Origin of the sequence: Mesorhizobium sp. M1403 (assembly GCF_040317695.1) — a bacterium.
In the GTDB taxonomy this organism is placed as follows: Bacteria; Pseudomonadota; Alphaproteobacteria; order Rhizobiales; family Rhizobiaceae; genus Mesorhizobium.
Genome location: NZ_JAMYKY010000036.1, coordinates 21,539 through 40,332, shown reverse-complemented (window position 1 = coordinate 40,332; position 18,794 = coordinate 21,539). Strand labels below are relative to the sequence as shown.

General features: G+C 58.9%; 12 protein-coding genes and 3 pseudogenes. 6 read left to right on the top strand and 9 right to left on the bottom strand.

Going from position 1 to position 18,794, the window contains the following annotated elements:
• Positions 1 to 73: 73 nt before the first annotated feature.
• The 6 genes and pseudogenes from NKH01_RS31710 to NKH01_RS31685 form a co-directional block, all read right to left on the bottom strand.
• Positions 74 to 925: pseudogene (locus NKH01_RS31710) on the bottom strand (IS91 family transposase); the annotation flags it as partial.
• 3 nt (positions 926 to 928) lie between these two features.
• Positions 929 to 1,837: a tyrosine-type recombinase/integrase gene (locus tag NKH01_RS31705; RefSeq protein WP_353016596.1), complete on the bottom strand. Its 909-nt coding sequence runs from the start codon at positions 1,835 to 1,837 to the stop codon at positions 929 to 931.
• Positions 1,838 to 2,188: 351 nt separating this feature from the next.
• Entirely contained in the window at positions 2,189 to 3,391 is a 1,203-nt protein-coding gene (locus NKH01_RS31700) for a PAN domain-containing protein (RefSeq protein WP_353016593.1), read from the bottom strand.
• Positions 3,375 to 4,622: a hypothetical protein gene (locus NKH01_RS31695; RefSeq protein ID WP_353024213.1), complete on the bottom strand. Its 1,248-nt coding sequence runs from the start codon at positions 4,620 to 4,622 to the stop codon at positions 3,375 to 3,377. The genes NKH01_RS31700 and NKH01_RS31695 overlap by 17 nt, the downstream gene beginning before the upstream one ends.
• A gap of 628 nt (positions 4,623 to 5,250) precedes the next feature.
• On the bottom strand, positions 5,251 to 5,949 hold the full coding sequence (locus NKH01_RS31690; RefSeq protein ID WP_353017396.1) for a thermonuclease family protein: 699 nt from the start codon (positions 5,947 to 5,949) through the stop codon (positions 5,251 to 5,253).
• Between the two features lie 123 nt (positions 5,950 to 6,072).
• A complete protein-coding gene (locus NKH01_RS31685; RefSeq protein WP_023803258.1) occupies positions 6,073 to 6,345 on the bottom strand; it encodes a hypothetical protein in 273 nt (90 codons plus the stop codon).
• 920 nt (positions 6,346 to 7,265) lie between these two features.
• Here NKH01_RS31685 and NKH01_RS31680 point away from each other — a divergent pair.
• Positions 7,266 to 7,397 (top strand): annotated as a pseudogene (locus NKH01_RS31680) (integrase core domain-containing protein); the annotation flags it as partial.
• Positions 7,398 to 7,564: 167 nt separating this feature from the next.
• Here NKH01_RS31680 and gmd read toward each other — a convergent pair.
• The 3 genes and pseudogenes from gmd to NKH01_RS31665 all read right to left on the bottom strand — a co-directional run bounded on the left by gmd (position 7,565) and on the right by NKH01_RS31665 (position 9,924).
• A complete protein-coding gene (gene gmd, locus NKH01_RS31675) occupies positions 7,565 to 8,635 on the bottom strand; it encodes a GDP-mannose 4,6-dehydratase (RefSeq protein WP_353017399.1) in 1,071 nt (356 codons plus the stop codon).
• Between the two features lie 131 nt (positions 8,636 to 8,766).
• Positions 8,767 to 9,082 (bottom strand): annotated as a pseudogene (locus tag NKH01_RS31670) (nodulation factor ABC transporter ATP-binding protein NodI); the annotation flags it as partial.
• A gap of 476 nt (positions 9,083 to 9,558) precedes the next feature.
• Entirely contained in the window at positions 9,559 to 9,924 is a 366-nt protein-coding gene (locus NKH01_RS31665; protein ID WP_023718700.1) for a hypothetical protein, read from the bottom strand.
• Positions 9,925 to 10,720: 796 nt separating this feature from the next.
• Here NKH01_RS31665 and NKH01_RS31660 point away from each other — a divergent pair.
• The 5 genes from NKH01_RS31660 (at position 10,721) to NKH01_RS31640 (ending at position 17,364) form a co-directional block, all read left to right on the top strand.
• Complete coding sequence (locus tag NKH01_RS31660) at positions 10,721 to 11,710, top strand: nodulation protein NodZ (RefSeq protein ID WP_023718699.1); 990 nt, start codon at positions 10,721 to 10,723, stop codon at positions 11,708 to 11,710.
• Between the two features lie 369 nt (positions 11,711 to 12,079).
• On the top strand, positions 12,080 to 13,540 hold the full coding sequence (locus NKH01_RS31655; protein WP_051409650.1) for a mannose-1-phosphate guanylyltransferase/mannose-6-phosphate isomerase: 1,461 nt from the start codon (positions 12,080 to 12,082) through the stop codon (positions 13,538 to 13,540).
• 608 nt (positions 13,541 to 14,148) lie between these two features.
• Positions 14,149 to 14,463 carry a DUF4917 family protein gene (locus NKH01_RS31650; RefSeq protein WP_084642609.1) on the top strand — a complete coding sequence of 105 codons (315 nt, stop codon included), beginning with the start codon at positions 14,149 to 14,151 and terminating at the stop codon, positions 14,461 to 14,463.
• Positions 14,464 to 14,700: 237 nt separating this feature from the next.
• Positions 14,701 to 15,159, top strand: a complete 459-nt coding sequence (locus NKH01_RS31645; protein ID WP_352467057.1) for a (2Fe-2S)-binding protein — start codon at positions 14,701 to 14,703, stop codon at positions 15,157 to 15,159.
• A gap of 3 nt (positions 15,160 to 15,162) precedes the next feature.
• Positions 15,163 to 17,364, top strand: a complete 2,202-nt coding sequence (locus NKH01_RS31640) for a xanthine dehydrogenase family protein molybdopterin-binding subunit (protein ID WP_353017404.1) — start codon at positions 15,163 to 15,165, stop codon at positions 17,362 to 17,364.
• The last annotated feature ends 1,430 nt before the right edge of the window (positions 17,365 to 18,794 follow it).

The following is an 18,794-nucleotide window of genomic DNA, read 5'->3' as shown; positions in this document are numbered from 1 at the left end:
ATGGTCGGTCTCCAGAGAGTTCAAGCAACCGCGCCCTTTTACAGCCCCGGCCGCTATTCACACCTCATGGGATCTTGTAGCGGAATGTGACGCCGCTCTTGTCGAAGGCGATCAGCCGGCGGTTCGAGATCGCAACCCGGTGGGTATAGCGGGACAGATAGGCGAGCACCGCCTCCGGCCCGGCGAACGGCGCCTTGGCGTACACCACCCAGTGCTTCTTGCGGACCGGCGACAGGTGCCGCACGAATGCCTGCCGCGCGGACAGGTGCGCCATCGATCCGAAGAAGGCGAGCCGTCCTGCGTCGTGCAGCGCGACCAGCCGGGTGAGGAAGAGCCGTCGGAACAGCTTGCCGAGTACGCGTACCGGAAGCAGGAAGGCCGACCGAGAAGATATCCAGCGGCTTCCGTCCGGCGCGATGCCGCCGCCCGGCACGATCATGTGCAGGTGCGGATGGTGCGTCATCGCCGATCCCCAGGTGTGGAGCACCGCGGTGATGCCGATGCGCCCGCCGAGGTGTCTTGGGTCGGCGGCGATAGTCAGCATCGTCTCCGCTGCCGCCTTGAACAGCAGGTCGTAGACGAGCGCCTTGTTGTGGAAGGCGATGTCGGCGACCTCGGCGGGCAGCGTGAACACGACATGGAAGTAGCCGACCGGCAGCAGATCGGCCTCGCGCTCGGTCAACCATGTCCGTGCCACCGCGCCCTGGCACTTCGGGCAGTGCCGGTTGCGGCAGGAGTTGTAGGCGATCCGCCATTGGCCGCAGTCCTCGCAAGCCTCGACGTGACCGCCAAGGGCTGCGGTGCGGCAATACTCGATCGCCGACATGACCTTGAGCTGGGCGAGGCTCAGGTGACCTGCATGGGCAGCCCGGTAAACGGGTCCGGCAGTACGGAAGATGTCGGCGACCTCGATCGAGGCGCGCACGGCTCAGATGTCGGGCGAGACCTCTCCCGGCTTGAACAGCCCGAGCTTGTCGAGCGGGCTCGTCACGGCACGCACCGTCCGGGTCGCCACCTTCGCGTAAAGGGCGGTGTTGTTGAGCTTGGCATGCCCGAGCAGGACCTGGATGATCCGGATGTCGGTGCCGTCCTCCAGCAGGTGGGTGGCGAAGCTGTGGCGCAGCGTGTGCGGCCCGACCCGCTTGGCGATGTCGGCGGCCTGGGCCGCCTCGACGACGATGCGATAGAGCTGCCGCGTGCTGATCGGCTTCATCGCGTGCTGTCCGGGGAACAGCCAGCCGTCGCGGTGCATCACGCCCTGCTGACGTCCGACCTTCCACCACTCACGCAGCAACAAGAGCAGGTCCTCCGAGAGCATGGCGTTGCGATAGCGCCCGCCCTTGCCACGCTCGACGCGCAGCAGCATGCGCTCGCTGTCGACGTCGGCAACCTTCAGCATCGACACCTCGGCGACACGCAGGCCCGCGCCATAGGCGACTGACAATGCGGCCTGGTGCTTGAGACACGTGGTGGCGTTGAGCAGCCGGGCCACCTCGTCGCGGCTGAGCACCACGGGCAGGTTGCGCGGATGCGCCAGCCGGACAAGCCTGCGCGCCAGGTCCGGGCGGTCGAGCGTGTGGGTGAAGAAGAAGCGCAGTGCCGACACGATGCTGTTCATCGTTGGCACGGGAACGCCGTCCTCCTGCTGCTCGATCTGGAACCGGCGCAGGTCGTCGGCGGTAGCGGTGTCTGGTGAACGCCCGAGGAATGTCGCCAGGCGTCCGATGTCGCGGAGATAGTTGCGCTGCGTCTCGCGTGAGAAACGCCGCATGTTCATGTCGTCGATCAGCCGCTGGCGCAGCGGGCTGATGGGTGCATCGAGAACGGGATGGGGCATTGGTCAGGCTCCTTGTTGAAGAAGCCCGTCATGCTCTGCCCCCGCCGGACGACGCTCAACGCCAGCGCGACGACCGGTCTTGATCACTACCTCAACCGCAGGCGCCCCTCCCGCGCAGCGGGTTCGTTCCTCGGGCCCCATTTTGACATTCAGTCAGACGGTCCCGCAATGCGCCGACGACAATTCTTTCTCTAAGATGCCTCAGTTGGCTCCACTTTGCATTCTGCTGGAGCTTCGTCGAAGAACATTCCTGCCGCTAACCCAAAGGTTATCGTGGAATTTTGCTAGCCACTTTCTTTGACAAGCGGCTTGGTTTCAATCGCTCCTGAGGATAGGTTCTTCGCTTCAACTTTAGTTGGCGACGCTCTTGATGCCAGATGCGACCGCTGCGTTATCAGCGGATTGGGCTATGCTGTTGAAAAGGACACACGCACTTTCTTTTTTGCGGAAATTGAACCCTAAGCAGGATTTGTCGTTTGCACATTGCAGTATGCAGTCTGGATATCGGAGCGGAGAGGTCCAATAGGCGTTGCCAGAAATTTCCGTTTTTGTGGCGAACACCAAATTCGAGTAGCGCAAATTGCTCTCGACCACTTTTTTTGCGGCCATGATCGACTCTTCGCTTTTGACCAGTAGCGATGCGTCCCCTTTCATGAAACAAGCTCGAAATTTTGTGTTATAAGTAACCGCTAGACACCTGAAGTCGGTGTCGCAGGCGGTTTGACACTGCTCAGAACTCACGTTCCTAATTGGCATATCCGGCAGGTCGTTTCCGATCGCGTCCCACCCGGACACGACAACAAATCCACTATCTGGATCGACCTCTGTCGCAGGAGTTTCTGCAGGGACAGTTGCGGCCTGCTCTCGTGACGAGTCAGGAATGATGTCTGAAGACGCAAATGTGCGACCATCCAGCCACGCGCATCTTGTTGCAAGATCGACGGCGGATGAATCATTAAGGCCGACCAACTGAAGCGTCTGAGCAGCAGCGCCAGGCCCGGCTGGTGGCGCTGTCGGTGCAGAACGAGCTGCCAATGATACATTTACGTCTACGCCGTTCACACTCCGCCGAGAGTAACACCACGCTCGGTCCCAGGTTTGGTCGTTCTCATCCTTGAAGTGGTGACCTGTGATTAACTCCCAAGTGGTGCCTTGGAACTCGACGTTCTTAGTGGCGAACTTGTTGAAGTCGACGGTCACCACGTCAGGCTTGGTAGGGACGTCAGCCTGGGGCGCCTGCTCCTGAGTTGGCTTTGGAGTTGGAACAGGAATAGGCGGCTCATCTTTTGGGGAGGTGAGATCGCTTGGCTGCTCTATGGTCGGCAAAGCCGCCGGCTCCGGCAAGGTTTTGTCCCATAGACCAAGATTGATGCCTAGCCCAATCCCGACCGCCGCCACTGCAATGGCTCCGCCAGTCGCCATTCGGCGAAAGGCGGTCGCTCGGGCTGTCTTCTCTTGGGCCGCGGCTTGAGCCTGCAAGGTTGGAATCGCTGACCTTTTGACGGCGAGATCGACGGCTTGCTCAAGCAGGGTGGTGTTATGCCGGACGAGCACTTTTGCGACCCTTCATTGATACCGTTACGAGGTCTGAGACCTCAGGCGGCAAATCCTGGTCGAGGGCCTTGCGAAGGACTTCGGGATCATCGGTGAAGAGCGGAACATAGAGGATCTCTTTGACCACCTTTTCCACAGGCACCTCAACCCGCTTCTCAACCTCTTTCTCGACCATAACTTCGACTGGTACCTTAATCGTTCGAATTCGGCGCCAACGCCAACTCAGAAGCATTCTGCGGAGCAGCCTGGAAGTCTTGCTCTCGGAATTGTCCTCTTCTCGGGCGGCAATGCGCTGGAGCGCTAGAGCGACCATTGCCGTAATTGGTCCCGCGAGCGCGGCGATGAGCGCGAGCGAGCCGAACCAAATCACAGAGATTATTCCGGCCTGTGCCTCAGTCACCAGTTCAGGTTTGCTGCCGTACCACCGTGAGGCAATACGGCGGACCTGATCTGTCCGCGCCATTGGGATCCGCTCCTTGGCAAAGGCGCTGAGGGCTTTGGCAATATGGTCCTGTCTGACCTGGTTTTGCGCCGAGGTGTTTGCCTTGTTCGCTTCTGCCGCCTGGGCATCTGCGAGCCGTTTGCCCGCTTCATCCAGTCGACGCTGCGAAGCCGCGGCATCACTATCGCGCGTTTGCTCCAGAGACGAACGCCTATCGACAAGCTTCTGCCTCTGGTCAGCAGTCATAGGAGGGCTATTTGCCCGCAAACGATCGAAATTTTCGCGCAGCGCAGCAATCTCTTGATCGAGCGGCTCAATCTGAGTGTCGAACTTGGTGATAATTTTCGTGCGGGGGTTGGCAAGTTTAGCCACTTCCGATTCTAGCCTGCGTGCCGAGTCGCTGTCGCCTGAATCGCGCGCCATCTTGATACGTTCAACAAAGCTGTCGCGTTGGCGCTCAAACTGATCGACAGCGTCTTTAACTTCGCGATCACGCTGTTGAATCAGCGCCGATCGAACCGCGTTTTTCTCATCCACTTGATCGCGAACACGCGAGGCCTCTGGAGTAAGGGCTGTCGTTCCCTCCAATTCCGCATTGGCCTCGGCAATTTGCGACTGAAAGGTCGCACGCGATTTTTCCGCAAGAGAGGTCAGCTGCTCAATTTCGGAACGGGCTTGATCGACCTGATCGGCTCTTCGACCAAGTTCGTCAGCAGAGGCGAGCTTTGTCGCTTCCTGTTCAAGGGCATCAATCTTGTTTACGAGCTCCTCATAACGCAGCTGACGCAATGCGCCTGCCCTCTCCATCCCCATAATGCGCCTGCCCTCTCCATCCCCATAAAGACAGTTTCGAAAGTGATGCCTGCAAGAATCAGGAGGAAGACCAAGATTATGGGCTTCCAGAGCCAAGACGCGCTGAAAAGCAGTGTAGCTATCGGTATCTTGGTGAGCTCCGCGATTGCCACCATGAGAAAGGGTGCACTGGCGAGCGTTAAGTCCATTGCAGTGACAGACTCGCTTGCAGAAAACGCTTGTACGCCTAATGCTACACCTGTCGTAAGACCAATCGCTGCGGCCGCAATCTCTAGGGCCCAGGCACCACGGTAGGTCCACTGGCCATAGCTTGCCAGCTTTTGACTCATCACAGTCTGCATTTTACTCGCCCCCCCGACAGGGCAACATCACGCCTTGATCGCCTGTCAGCATACACTGAAAAATAACTGTGTTAACGATTTTGAAAGTCTTAGTTAAGGCGTCTTCTCTCTATTGTCGCAACAACTTTTTCTGCCCTTCAGATATAGAATACCTCGTCAAAAAATGGGGCTAGCAGACCGCGCCGCCCATGCATGGTCTTCGTTGGATCGGTGTAAGCGGAAAGCCGAACAGGCCGTAGCGCGCTTACTCCGTTACATTTCAGCTAGCAGAGTGTTTCGCAGGGGATCCCATCCTTGTCGCGATCGAGTTTTCCGCCCCATGAGCAGTTTTGCAGGTACCAGTTGGCGTCGTCGCAGGAACCGATCTGCTTGCACGTTCTCCGCGGCTCGCAAGAATAGCCGCTCTGCGCGACCAGCTTACGGCTGATGATGCCCAGCGGGCGACTCGACGGCGCCGCGCCGTCGGCGTGCGCAGCGCGCCATTCCCAGGGTGCCTGAAACGTCCCGGCCCACAGGCCGATCTTTGAGGCTTGGGCTTGCGCCTGCTGCCCCGCATAAGCGCCCTGGCTGTAGTGAGGCCAATCCAGCGCCTGGCCGTGCTCGACCATCCAGGCGGCCACGCCCGCGCCGTCGGCGCGCCGACAATGGCCGACAAAGCGGTGGTAGCGGTCCCACGTCACGAATGTGCATTCGAGCGGCCTCGACGCGGCTAGGAAAGTGTCCAGCGCTTCGGCCGATCGCCGGCCGCAAGGATACTCGGCGCCATTCGCATCGCGGCACAGCTGCCGGCTCTCTGGCGCGTCGATGCCGTTGAAGCGGACGCGCTGGCCGTGGATTTCGATCGTATCGCCGTCAATGACGGAAGCGACACCGGTAAGCGAAGCGGGCGCCACCCTTCGTGGGCTGGCCTTTGATGCATCGTTGCTACGTTGCGCGCTCGACGGCGCCAGGAAGGCGGCCACTGCCGCCGCTGCCGTAAGACCGAGCATTGCCGGCACGCTCGCAAGTTGGCGCCGCCACAGCTTGGCACCGGTGGGTCTCTGCCACCGATTGGATCGATATTTGCGGTATGGCCTGCTCATCCGCTACGCCGACCAGCCCGGCCATGCGCTGTCGACCATGGGCAGGCCGGCGCAATAGTAATCGTCAACGAACCGCCCGGTGGACCGGTCGCGGCAGCGCCAGATAACGCTGTAGTTCTGGCCATAGAATTGGTCCCACGCGACGCCATAGGTTTGTGGTGGCGGTGGCCGGTAATATGTTCCGCCTCCATAGCCGTTGTTGGCAGCGACACCCACAGCTGCGCCGCCGACAGCCGCGACCGCTATGCCCGTCGCGACAGCATTGTCGGTTTGCACAAGCCTGGTGCACTTCTCTGCTGTTGCGCCCCTGCGCACTAGAAGGGACGCTACCCGACTACGATACTGTTCGTCCGTGCTGCTGGCGAGAACGTGACATAGCGCAACGGTATTCATTGCCGTGAGATCGCTGTCCGACACGACAGTGCTCGTAGAGCAGCCGCTGACGCACAGGGCTGCACTTGCGATGAGTGCTCCAATTTTCATGTGAATTCCCCCAAACAAATATTGGGGCGAGTCCGACCTAGAAGTCCAGAGTTTGTTTTTCACTTTGCTACGATTCACAGCATGATGCGGCTAGCTTGCATCCACTGCAACCAACCCTTCCGCCGGTCGTTGACTGATGCTGGGTTGATCTCAGCCACTCCAGAACTTGCCCGCTGGCTCAAAACCAGCGGGCTTTTTTCCGCGAGGCCGGAAGGCTCTATCTCGCCGCATGTTGTGGTACATCGGCACGCCGTCATCGGGCCGTGCCGTTGACTAAGGTGGTCCCTGCGCCATGGTCGGCCGGCGCAGCCTTGACCGTCCGCGCGGGCCATCCCAGTCAAGCCCGCGGCTGGTTTCGGTCGGCGGGCTTTTCTTTGATCCCCGGCGCCGTCGGCTTGGATCTAGATCCTCGCCAGTGCCGGATTTGAAGGTAAGCTGCGGCGGTATGATCGCACTTCGCGCGGGACGGACCATTGGTGTGCAGCAAGAGCGCCGAGTTCGTTCGGCCAAGATTCTGCACTAGGCCGAGGTAGGTGAAGGCAGATAGCTATCCGGTAATCGCTGAGATATTGGAGATAATGTTCCGCCATGGAGGTGTGTACCAGTGTTATAAGTTTCCAAACTTCATGTACGCCGTGGACGAGCTGCTGTGTGCGCTTGCCGTAAATCGCTTCCGCGAGTTCACAGTCAGAGGTTGGCTAGGACCCTAACGCGAGAGCTTCAACGGCCACCTTCGCGATGAACTCCTCAACGAGACGCGGTTCACGTCCCTGGCCCAGGCCCGCGCGAGGCTCAATGTATGGCGCGCCGATTACAACGGCGCGCGTCCGCACTCGCACAACGGATCAGGGCAAATCCACCCCCGGAAACGAACTCACGACTGGATAAAATTTGGGGGAAACGTCAGGGCGGCCATAACTTTGCAGTCTTCAGACGCGAGGCGGCGTACAACAGCGCTGCCCACCATGCTTGTGGCCCGCGACCCACACGGCTTTTCCCTTCAGCTCGTACATTATGCTTCCTTCATTATTACCGATGTCTGCATGACCTTGAGGTCTTCCCGCACCATTTCCGCGGCGAGCTCGCGCACGGATGTCTCATGCACCCAGCCGAGCTTCTCCTTCGCCTTGGTGGCATCGCCCAGGAGAAGATCGACTTCCGTGGGGCGGAAGTAGCGTGGGTCTACCTGGACTAGGCATCTGCCGGTCTCGACATCATAGCCCTTTTCGTCGACTCCCTCACCACGCCATTCGAGCTCGACGCCGACATCTTCGAAAACCCATTCGACGAATTGGCGGACAGGGGTCGTCTTGCCCGTCGCCAGCACGTAATCATCCGGTTGATCCTGCTGTATCATCATCCACATACCACGCACGTACTCACGCGCATGGCCCCAATCGCGTTGAGCATCGAGATTGCCGAGATAAAGCTTGTCCTGCTTGCCGAGGTAGATAGCAGCGGCGGCGCGGGTGATCTTGCGCGTCACAAAAGTTTCGCCGCGCAGTGGGCTTTCATGATTGAATAGAATGCCGTTGGAAGCATGGATACCATAGGCCTCGCGATAGTTGACCACGATCCAGTAGGCGTAGAGCTTGGCGGCGGCGTAAGGGCTGCGCGGATAAAAGGGCGTTGTTTCGTTCTGCGGTACGGATTGCACGAGGCCGTAGAGCTCTGAAGTCGAGGCCTGATAGAAGCGGGTCTTGTCCTTCAGACCGAGGAGGCGGATCGCCTCAAGAAGTCGCAATGTTCCGATACCGTCGGCGTTTGCTGTGTATTCCGGCGTTTCGAACGACACCTGGACATGGCTCTGAGCGGCCAAGTTGTAAATCTCGTCTGGCTGGGATTCCTGAACTACTCGGATGAGATTAGTCGCATCAGTGAGGTCACCGTAATGCAAAATTAGGCGCGGATCGGGATCGTGCGGGTCTTGGTAGATGTCTTCGATGCGACCCGTGTTGAAGGAAGAGGAACGTCGCTTAATCCCATGAACGACGTAGCCTTTTTCCAGCAGAAGACGCGTGAGATAGGCACCATCCTGTCCCGTTATGCCCGTAACCAGAGCAACTTTCCTGTTCTCGCCCATTTTCTTCCTGCTCTATGGTAGTTGAAGTTTCGAATCTGGCTCGCCACACCGGCGGCCCGCCTCATACCCTATGGTAGGATTTCGACAGATGCGGCGCGGAGCTCGTCATTGACAGTGTCAGCCAGCGAGCACACCTGCTCCGGCTTCGAGGCATAGCAAAACAGAGTCTCGCCGCTAACCTGCCTAAGTCGCACATGCGGCCTGAGTGCCGAACTCAGCTCGCGGGGTGAGCGACATAGATTTCAATCACGTCGCACCCGATTTGCTCATCAATCAGCGAGTTAGGACGCCTTCTGGGATTCTACATCCGTTCTCAAGCACGCACAGTCGGTTGCATAGCCGCTCCGCTTCTTCCACGAAGTTGGTGGCCAGTAGAATCGTATTGCCCTGCGCCAGCAGGGCACGTAGCCGTTCCCAGATAAAATGGCGAGCATGTGGGTCCAAGCCACACTAGAACTCCACCATCCCTCTTTTGCGCTGACCAAGTAATCTTTGCCTGCTTCAGCGTCTTCTAATGGAAATTGTTTTGATCAGTGAAATCGATTGTTTGGATGAGGTGCATCCATAAAATGGATTGTTTGACAGGCAGCGCGGCACATCGGCGGCACAAAGTCGTGGGCGCGAGGTTTCGCTCCGCGCGAAGACAAAGTTCGTGGCAGTCGGGGGCTTTGGGCGAACCGCACATCTGAGACGGCGGCGAAAAGCCGGGTAGGGCATTACGTATTGACCTCCAAGGAATTTCGGGCGCGCTAGCCCGAAAACGGTAGCTGGGCTTCAACGATGGGCGGGACGAGGCGACCATCAAACTGTGTTTCATACTGTAGGCGATCGCAGTGCGGCGAATTTGAACGGCCGCCTTTGCCAGCCCTCGCCATCGCATCCGGCTACAGGTGCCGAAGATCTTCTCGATCCGAGTACAAATTCTAAGGATCGGTTGGTTCCAGGCGTCGAGCTTTCGGCCTCGTCGCGCCCCCACATAGCGGTTGCGACGATGCGCGGCCTTCCACCCTTGGCGCGCACCGCGTCGCCGAGATGATTGCCTCGGTAGGCGCTGTCGGCAAACACTTCGCCGGGATTGTCGGGCAGAGCATCAGGAACGGCGTTGCCGTCCTCGGTGTGGGCGCCGTGACGGCGATCTCCTCGACAAGGGCCGTCTCGGCGTAGGCACCGAAATGGGCTTTGAAGCAATGAAACGCTGGTCGGCGCTTGTACTTGACCCAATGGCCCTCTTCATCATCTTCGCTGGCCGAGGCGATGATCGCCGCATCGACCGGCGTGCCGATCTTCACCTGGATCGCTGAACTGGCGGGTGATCTCGGCGAACAACAGGGTCATGAACCTCAAGGGCCTGTCGAAAACGGACGAGAGCGGGTTCGCACAGGTGTCGGCTCTGACACCGAGAACCCGCAGAACCGTCGGAACGATCCTCCACATGGCTGCAGACGCCAAAATTCCTCTCCCGGCCATCGTCGCACAGCATCGCGTGCCAGTCGCTCAGTCCAGCCGGCTCGAAAGCTATCCGGCAGGAGTTGCGCCATGTTGGCGCACTTGAAAGCGTCAGAGGGCGCCGTGTCGCATCTTTCGGTGGGACCGACGCCATGATGGCCATAAATGACGTGGATGGCCTGCGCCTGACATTCGACGGCTGGCGGGTCCTGCACATCCGTCCTTCAGGAAACGCCCGCAAATGACATGTTACGTTGAGGCAGTTAAGAATTGGACTGAAAAAGGGACTTTGTGGACTGCCTCGACCGGCTGTTTCGCTTAGCTAAGCGCGGCCCCACGTCAGCAGAGGCTCATGGTCAAGGAACGCCTTAGTATCCATCACATGGATGGGCCACATTCACGCAATCAATTTTACACATGTCGCCGGGCGCATTAGAGAACGCTGAATTTAAACCGGAAGCGAATGTACCCGGCGTCAAGATTTGCGAGCGTCACAGAAGATAAGGATAGGCAGTGCTGAGGGAGCTCTTCTGCCCCACGCGCAGCCTCTACCAAATCGCCCGGCGTAACGGTCGACTAGTATCGACTAAGAGATCCCAAGCCAGATGCAACCTCGTCTCTGAAACGAGATTTCCGAAAATGCAGGTCAGTGGATTGGTAAAGCGCAGGTTCGTCGTCTCTCAGAGGCGTACGGGGTTCGGTGATTGTCTGTGGTCGCTGGCGGCCGCTTGGCGCTACGCTCAGCGGTCGGGACGAACGCTAGCCGTCGACTGGCGCGGGTCCTGCTATCTCGACCAACCCTTCACAAATGCCTTTCCGGTGTTCTTCCAACCGATCAATGACATCGCTGGCGTACCGGCTATTTGCGACGACCGGATCAACGACTTTTCCTTTCCGGGTCCATTCTTCCCGGAGTGGTGGAATAGGCCAGCGATCAACTGCCTTTACCGCCCAGATGAGCAGATTTTCCAAGAGCGCGACGAGTTGGGCGAGCTCTTTCAGGCCGAACACGATGTCGAAGCGAACACAGTAGTGTGTGACGCTTGCTTGATGTGGCGCTGCGATGAGGATGCCGAGCGGCAGGTCTTCCAGAGTGTCAAGCCTCGGTCTGAAATTCAAACACGCATAGATGCCATTTACCAAGAATGTTTTGAGGGGCACAGCATCATCGGGGTTCATGTTCGACATGGTAACGGTGAAGACATCATGGACCATGCGCCCTACTGGGCCAATCCGGAGTTCGCCGTTCGACAAGTGTGCACTGCGGTTGACAAGGCTAAAGCGTTACCGCACCCCAAGCCTGTGCGGCTGTTCTTGTGCACGGACAGCGCGCAAATCCTGGATCATCTGTCGGCCAAGTTTCCCGATCTTCTCACCGTCCCCAAGCATTTCCGATCCGATCAAGACGGCCCCTTACACACTGCAGCACTTGGGATCGACGGCGCAATTTCCGCCCTCGTTGAGATGTATCTTCTCGGGCGCTGCGATACTGTAATTCGGTTTCCTCCGACGAGCGCCTTTACACGATATGCACGCCTTTTCGTACCGCGGGTAATTGAGTTCGATCTGAAGGACCCAAGTCGTTTGATTTTGATAGAAGGCAGCCAAAGAATCTCTCATCTTGATTAAGACCGCTACCTGAGCAATTCGGCAAATGGAACGAACAGGCATAGAGACATCGACAATCCACGAGAGGCGGGCCATGGCATACGCTAAATGTCCCGCAGCTGCTCAGCTTGATCCGCAGGCTTGAGGATCCGGACACACTGCAGCAGTTCTTGGCTCCATTCGGGACTGTTGCCGACGTCGATGAAACCAACGGCCTTAGGGCACGAATACAGAATGACGAGATCATTCATCTGCGGCCGTTCGGCAACGGGCCAGAACTTCTGTTACTCGGAGCGCCGCAAGACCATCCTAGAGCGACGGCGGTCGTGACGCTGACGCTAGTCTAAGGGCGCGGGCAATGACGTCCAGAGACGAAATCGAGGTTGTTTAATGAAAGTGGTTCCCGTCATCATCAGCGGTGGAGCCGGATCGCGGCTATGGCCCGCTTCGAGGCAATCGCACCCCAAACCTTTCCTTAAAGTAGCAGATGGACATTCTCTCATTCAGCACACTGTGCTGCGCGTCGGTTCGATAAAGGGCGTAGTGGAACTCGTCGCCGTGACATCTGGGGAACACCTCTTCCTTACCAAGGACGAGTTCGACGAACTAGATTCCGTGGTCCTGCCACGCACCTTTCTGCTCGAGCCTGAAGGCCGGGATACGGCCGCAGCCGTTGCGGCAGCCGCCATCCATGCCAAGGCAACGCAAGGCCCTGACGCGATTCTATGCGTCTTCCCAGCCGATCACATGGTTGGCAACCTGCCTGCATTTTTAGACGTCATGTGCCGGGCCATCGAACATGCGAAGCTCGGGCGGATCGCCACATTGGGCATCGCCCCAACCAGACCGGACACGGCATTCGGCTATATCGAAGCGGATGGTGAGAAAGTCGTCCGTTTCGTTGAAAAACCGGATCTGGACACAGCCAAAGCCTATGTCGCGTCCAAGCGCTTCTTCTGGAACGCCGGCATTTTCTGCTTTAGCGCACAAACCATGCTCGACGAGATGGCATCGCATTGCCCCGCGGTGATCCAGGCCGTCTCCGACAGCTACGAGAACGGGCGCTTCAGTCAAGGCGAAGGCTTTGCCAAAATCGAACTCGCGCCTGAGCATTTCGGCTCCGCCCCGCGAATCTCGCTCGACCACGCTGTCATGGAGAAGACGAACAAACTTGCCGTGGTTGCCTGCGACATGGATTGGAACGACATCGGATCCTGGAACGCAATGGCCGATTTGATCGCCCCCGACGAAAGCGGGAACAGGATACGCGGCGATGTGCATATGGTCGACACGACCGGCAGCTATGTGAGCTCCGACAAGCGCGTCATCGGCACGGTCGGTGTCAGCGATCTGGTGATCGTCGATTCCCCGGACGCTTTGCTTGTCGCATCCCGCGACCGCGTTCAGGACGTCAAGAAGCTGTTCGAGGGCCTCAAGGCTTCAGGACATGAAGCTCACCTGGTCCATAGCACGGTACACCGGCCGTGGGGTACCTACACGGTTCTTGAGGAAGGCGAGCGCTTCAAGATCAAACGCATCGAGGTGAAGCCCGGTCGGCGGCTGAGCCTGCAGATGCACTATCATCGTTCGGAGCACTGGGTCGTGGTCAGCGGCTCCGCGAAAATCGTCAATGGCGAGCAGGAGTTGTTCCTGGCGACAAACGAATCAGCCTACATCCCCTGCGGCCATAAGCATCGGCTGGAGAACCCAGGCAGAATTGACCTGGTGATCATTGAAGTGCAGAGCGGCGATTATCTCGGCGAGGATGATATCGTTCGCTTCGACGACGTATATGGTCGAACGCAGATTTCACCCGCGCATGACGAGAAAGGTCAACGTGTCGCTGGCTAATTGCCACTAGGAAGGCCGTCTGCCCACTCAGGACCGGATGCTTGTGGAATCGGGAATTGACCAAGGCAGCGGCGAATGACCGCAATCGGCATCAGGGTGGGACAAATCAAACGGAAAAGACCGGAGAGCGTAGCAACGCAACACAGTCCCACTGTCGAATAAGCCTTTGATATTTCTGACTTTCCAAGCACCCCGCGCCCACCAAAATGTTTAATGTCAATATGGCCGACTTCGCTCTGAAGTGGGCCAAATCGGCCTCGCTATCCCCGCAGCACTCAGTTGATTATTTTCGCATGAAAACGAGCAAGGACAGGGGGGGCGATCTTGTGCTGGCTTGTATGTCCAATCTTGCTCCTGTTCGTCGTCAGGTTGTGTGCAGCCGCATAGCGCGGCTATCGCGAGGCTGGAAGCCTCCGATCGATAGGTGCGGCGAACGGGGGCAACGAGGTGCGAATAGGATGGGTGAGCGTATGATCGAGAATACCGCAGCTGCGGTCTAGCGCGAAATGCGGCGTCTGTGACTCATCGGTCATTGCAGCGCGATGAACCGGAAATCATGACCCTAAGCCGCCCTTCATCAGCCCACCAGCGCCCAGAAGAAGGCGAAGATCCGTCACAATGCCCACCTGTACCAAGGCTTCAAGCAGTTCACCGCGAATGTGAAGACCGCCAGCCATTGCTTCTTCATTTTCGGCCATTCGCTCGCTACGAATGACGACCACATCCTTAACCGCATAGCGCGTGGCAAGTTTCGCAAGCTCTGTGTTGGCATCTATGGTGAACCAGCATCCGCGGATAACCAGCGGATCATGAACCACGCGAACGAGCTAGCGGTGCAGCGCAACGAAAAATCGCCGCTTGATGTCGTCTTTTATGATGCTGCTACAGTTCATGTCTGGGGTTTAGGGTTAGAAGCGGAATGACTGCCAACCAGGTCATCGAGCCGGAAACTGACCGGCCGGTCGGCCCAAAAATGACATTCAGTTGCCTCCAGCCTTTCGACACGAGCCACTTCACGATCTCGCGATTGCCAGCTAGCGGCTTGTTGCTCGAGCTGCGCGATCCTAGTCTGTGGTCGCTATGCCTCAGCAAGAAGAGTCCGGTTTCTAGCCGGGCGGAGGCGCAACGAGATAGCCAGCTCAGGACAAGGAGAGCAAGCCATGGTCGCATTTACCCTCAATGGCGAGGCGCGAACACTCGACGTCGATCCAGAGATGCCGCTGCTCTGGGCGATCCGTGACGGCATCGGACTCACAGGAACGAAATTCGGTTGCGGCCTTGCCCAGTGCGGCGCTTGCACGGTTCACGTTAACGGCATGCCGACGCGCTCGTGCCAGACCGCAGTCGGCGACATCGAAGGAGCCTCGATCACCACCATTGAGGGCGTGTCGGGCAAGATCGGCGAAACGGTCCAGGCCGTGTGGGCCGAGTTCGACGTACCTCAATGCGGCTATTGCCAGTCTGGCCAGATCATGTCGGCCGTGGCCCTCCTGACAGAGACGCCGAAGCCGACGGACGATGATATTGATTCGGCGATGAGCGGCAATCTCTGCCGCTGCGCCACCTATCATCGCATCCGCGCGGCCATCCACGAGACCGCCAACCGGCTGGAGACTTGAGGCATGTTGCAGTTTCTCCCGAAGCATAATGCCGTGGGGCCCACGCGCCGCCAGTTCCTCCTCGGCACGGCCGTCACCACCGCGGGCCTCGCCGTGGGCTACCGGCTAATGATGGCCGCGCCCGCCAACGCACAAACGACGCCTGCAGCGGTCCAGGCGAACCCCTTCCAGACCTATGTCGAGATCACACCGGAGAACCGAATCGTCATCCACTCGTCGCAGTTCGAGATGGGACAAGGCTCCTATTTCGGCATCGCCACCCTGGTTATGGAAGAGCTCGACGGCGCCTGGGCGCAGGTCCACGTGGTCGGCGGATATGGCAATACCGCGCTCTACGGCAATCTCGCCTGGGGCGGGGCCGCGCAGGGAACCGGTGGCTCCACGTCGATGAGCTCGTCGTGGGAGCGCTATCGCAAGGCGGGTGCTGCCGCACGGGCCATGCTGGTGGCGGCCGCGGCGCAGCGGTGGGACGTGCCAGCCGGCGAGATCACAGTCGCTTCCGGGGTCGTGTCGCACGCCTCAGGGATGCAGGCGCGCTTCGGTGACCTGGCTGAAGCCGCAGCGGGAATGCCGGTTCCCGACGACGTGCCGCTAAAGCCGCGCGACAAGTGGGCCCAGATCGGATCGGACAGCCTCAAGCGCTACGATTCCGCCGGCAAGACCAATGGCGCGCAGACCTACACGATCGACCTCAAGATGGATGGACTCAATACGGCCGTTATGATCCATCCGCCGAAGTTCGGCGCTGAGATCGAGAGCTTCGACGCCTCCAAGGCCAAGGCACTCGACGGCATTGTCGATGTCGTCCAGACGCCGCGCGGCATTGCCGTGGTCGGCAGGGACATGTGGACGGCGCTCAAGGGCCGCGATCTCGTGGAGGTGACCTGGAACGAAGAGAAGGCCGAAAGGCGCGGCACGGCCGAGATCATGGCCGAATACACTAAGGCAGCAGACGATCCGGGCGCGCCCACCGCGCGCGACGACGGTAACACTCCCGCAGCGTTGGCCAGTGCTGAGAAAGTCATCCAAGGGCACTACGAATTCCCCTATCTTGTCCATGCTTCGATCGAGCCACTCAACGCGGCCGCCCGAATCAACGAAGACGGCACCATCGACGTCTGGGGCGGACACCAGATGCCCGACCTTTATCAGGCGGCTGCCGCTCAAGTAGGCGGCACCACGCCGGACAAGGTGAGGCTGCACGTGATGAAGACCGGCGGCAGCTTCGGCCGCCGAGCGGTCTCGGACGCAGATCTCATTATCGAAGCTGTTTCCACAGCGCGTGCACTGGGACCCGGCAAGCCAGTGAAGGTGCAGTGGACCCGCGAGAACGACATGCGGGGTGGGCGGTACCGGCCGGCCTATGTGCACGCAGTCGAGGCGGGGCTCGACAAGGAAGGCAATGTCGTCGCTCTCCATGACCACATCGTGGGCCAATCGATCGCGGGCGGTTCGCCCTTTGCGGCGATGATCGAGAACGGCATCGATCCGACCTCCGTAGAGGGCGCCACCAACCTGCCCTATGCGATCCCGAACCTGAAGGTCGAGCTGACCACCACGGACGTGAACATCCCAGTGCTGTGGTGGCGTTCGGTAGGCTCCACCCACACCGCTTACGCAATGGAAACCCTGATCGATGAGCTCGCCGCCGCTGCGAACCGTGATCCGGTCGACTTCCGCATGTCGATGCTCGGTCACCATCCACGGCATGCCGGCGTGCTGAAATTGGCTGCTGAGAAGGCAGGCTGGGACAAGCCTCTGCCGGAAGGCCGTTTCCGCGGCGTGGCCCTGCATGAAAGCCTCTCGACTTATGTCGCCGAGGTGGTGGAGATCACCTTCAACGATGGAAATGATTTCAAAGTCGACCGCGTCGTCTGCGCGGTAGATTGCGGCACCGCGATAAATCCTGACCAGATTCGCGCTCAGATGGAGGGCGGTATCGGCTTCGGGCTAGGCGCGATCCTCCAGGAGGAGCTGACCCTGACGGGCGGTGTCGTAGACCAAGAGAACTACGACACCTATATGCCGCTCAGGATCGAGCAGATGCCGCGCGTCGAGGTGCACATTGTGCCGTCCGACGAGCCGCCCACGGGCGTTGGCGAGCCGGGTGTGCCGCCGATCGGCCCGGCCGTCGCCAACGCGCTACGGGCGGCGACGGGCAAGACGATCCGCAAGCTGCCGATCATAAAGAACTTGTCAGCATAGCCGGGAATGACACCATGAAAACGGCCGCGATGAAGATCGCGGTCGTAGGTCTTTTTTGAACGCCTCCTGACATGCGATCACCTCGATTCGATCAATTTCCGGCGGCTGCCCGGTCCAATATACGGTTTAGAGACGGTAACCCGTGTTCTGAACGACCGCAGACGGTCGTTGGTGCTGGTAGCACTAAAGATCCGCTTTCGAGACGCAAATGCCGCACGCAAATGTCTCTAAAGGGTCACGCTAGAGATTTTGTACCACCTAGTTGCATGTCTGCTATCGCTTCTTGGCGCGAGAAGCGGCCGGTCCTCTAACGGCCCCATAACAGGACATTGATGTCTTCGCGCTGAGCGTCAGCAGTTGGCGCTACCGCGACCTTCCTCAGGAAGGCTGCACACCGACGCGATCTTCCTTTCGCCTTGCGCAAACCTCCCTTCCGAGTGAGGCGTTCAGTGCGTCGGCTTGGTGGACTGAGGCACTTCTGAGTGGGACAACAACATCGAAAAACATTGGAAAAGATTTGAATACTCTGAAGTCCCACTGATCTCTAAGAAATTGATTTTTATCGCTTTCTGAACACCCTCCGGGCCCACCAAAACTGTATAATATCAATTAGTTATGGTCAACTTCGCTTAGAAGTGGGCCAAACCGAGCTTCACTATGCCAGCGTTTATATGAACACGATCCAAGGGCAGGGTAGAGGTTCTGCTCCTTGCTTCAGTTCTTGCTCCTTGCAGTTTTGTTTTGCACGGCCACACATAGCGCCTCTCCTTCGAGGATGGAAAGACCTTAAGTCGATGCATGCGGCAAAAGGCGGTAATGACGTGCGATTGGGATGGTCTCGAGCGCCTGATCGAAGTGCTGCCCATGCCATATAGGCTAACCGAAGACGACGTAGGTTAGTCGCTGCGTGAACGACCGCTTCGCGCTGTATATCGGACGTTCAGGTCAGCTTCGCGGCGGACTGAAAGCAGACATCCTCGGGGCCGACGCGAGAGAAGCTGGCTTCACCTCGGTATGAACTCGTCGGCGGTATTCGCTTCACGGGAGATGTCGACCACAGTTCGTTCACACGGTTGGCACGGCAACAGAACTTGCCAGCTGTTCGCGACGTGACCTGCGCCTCCACGATGGCGAGAGCTCGCCAGCGCAAATCGGCGACCTTCTCCAGTCCCACTTCGTCGGCCTAGCACAGATGTTGGCGCCTTTGCCGGAACACTATGCTGACGAGCCATGCTAAAGGGCACTGCCTATGAGGAAGATCGAACGCAAACTCTGCACACGCCGTCGCTTTGATCGCTATCACGCCTCGCTCTACATTGCCTGCACCCGACCATGAATACAGGCGCCAATTGTTTCGCACCAGCCAGCTTCGCAAATTCCAGGAGGCGACCGTCGTTGACCTCTCCGAAAGCGACGATGAGGTCATCGGG

What these genes read in the sequence shown, in the direction of transcription:
- gmd (WP_353017399.1), bottom strand. Translation starts at nt 8,635, where the DNA reads ATGGGCGAGAACAGGAAAGTTGCTCTGGTTACGGGCATAACGGGACAG.
- NKH01_RS31645 (WP_352467057.1), top strand. Translation starts at nt 14,701, where the DNA reads ATGGTCGCATTTACCCTCAATGGCGAGGCGCGAACACTCGACGTCGAT.
- NKH01_RS31660 (WP_023718699.1), top strand. Translation starts at nt 10,721, where the DNA reads ATGCAGGTCAGTGGATTGGTAAAGCGCAGGTTCGTCGTCTCTCAGAGG.
- NKH01_RS31705 (WP_353016596.1), bottom strand. Translation starts at nt 1,837, where the DNA reads ATGCCCCATCCCGTTCTCGATGCACCCATCAGCCCGCTGCGCCAGCGG.
- NKH01_RS31640 (WP_353017404.1), top strand. Translation starts at nt 15,163, where the DNA reads ATGTTGCAGTTTCTCCCGAAGCATAATGCCGTGGGGCCCACGCGCCGC.
- NKH01_RS31655 (WP_051409650.1), top strand. Translation starts at nt 12,080, where the DNA reads ATGAAAGTGGTTCCCGTCATCATCAGCGGTGGAGCCGGATCGCGGCTA.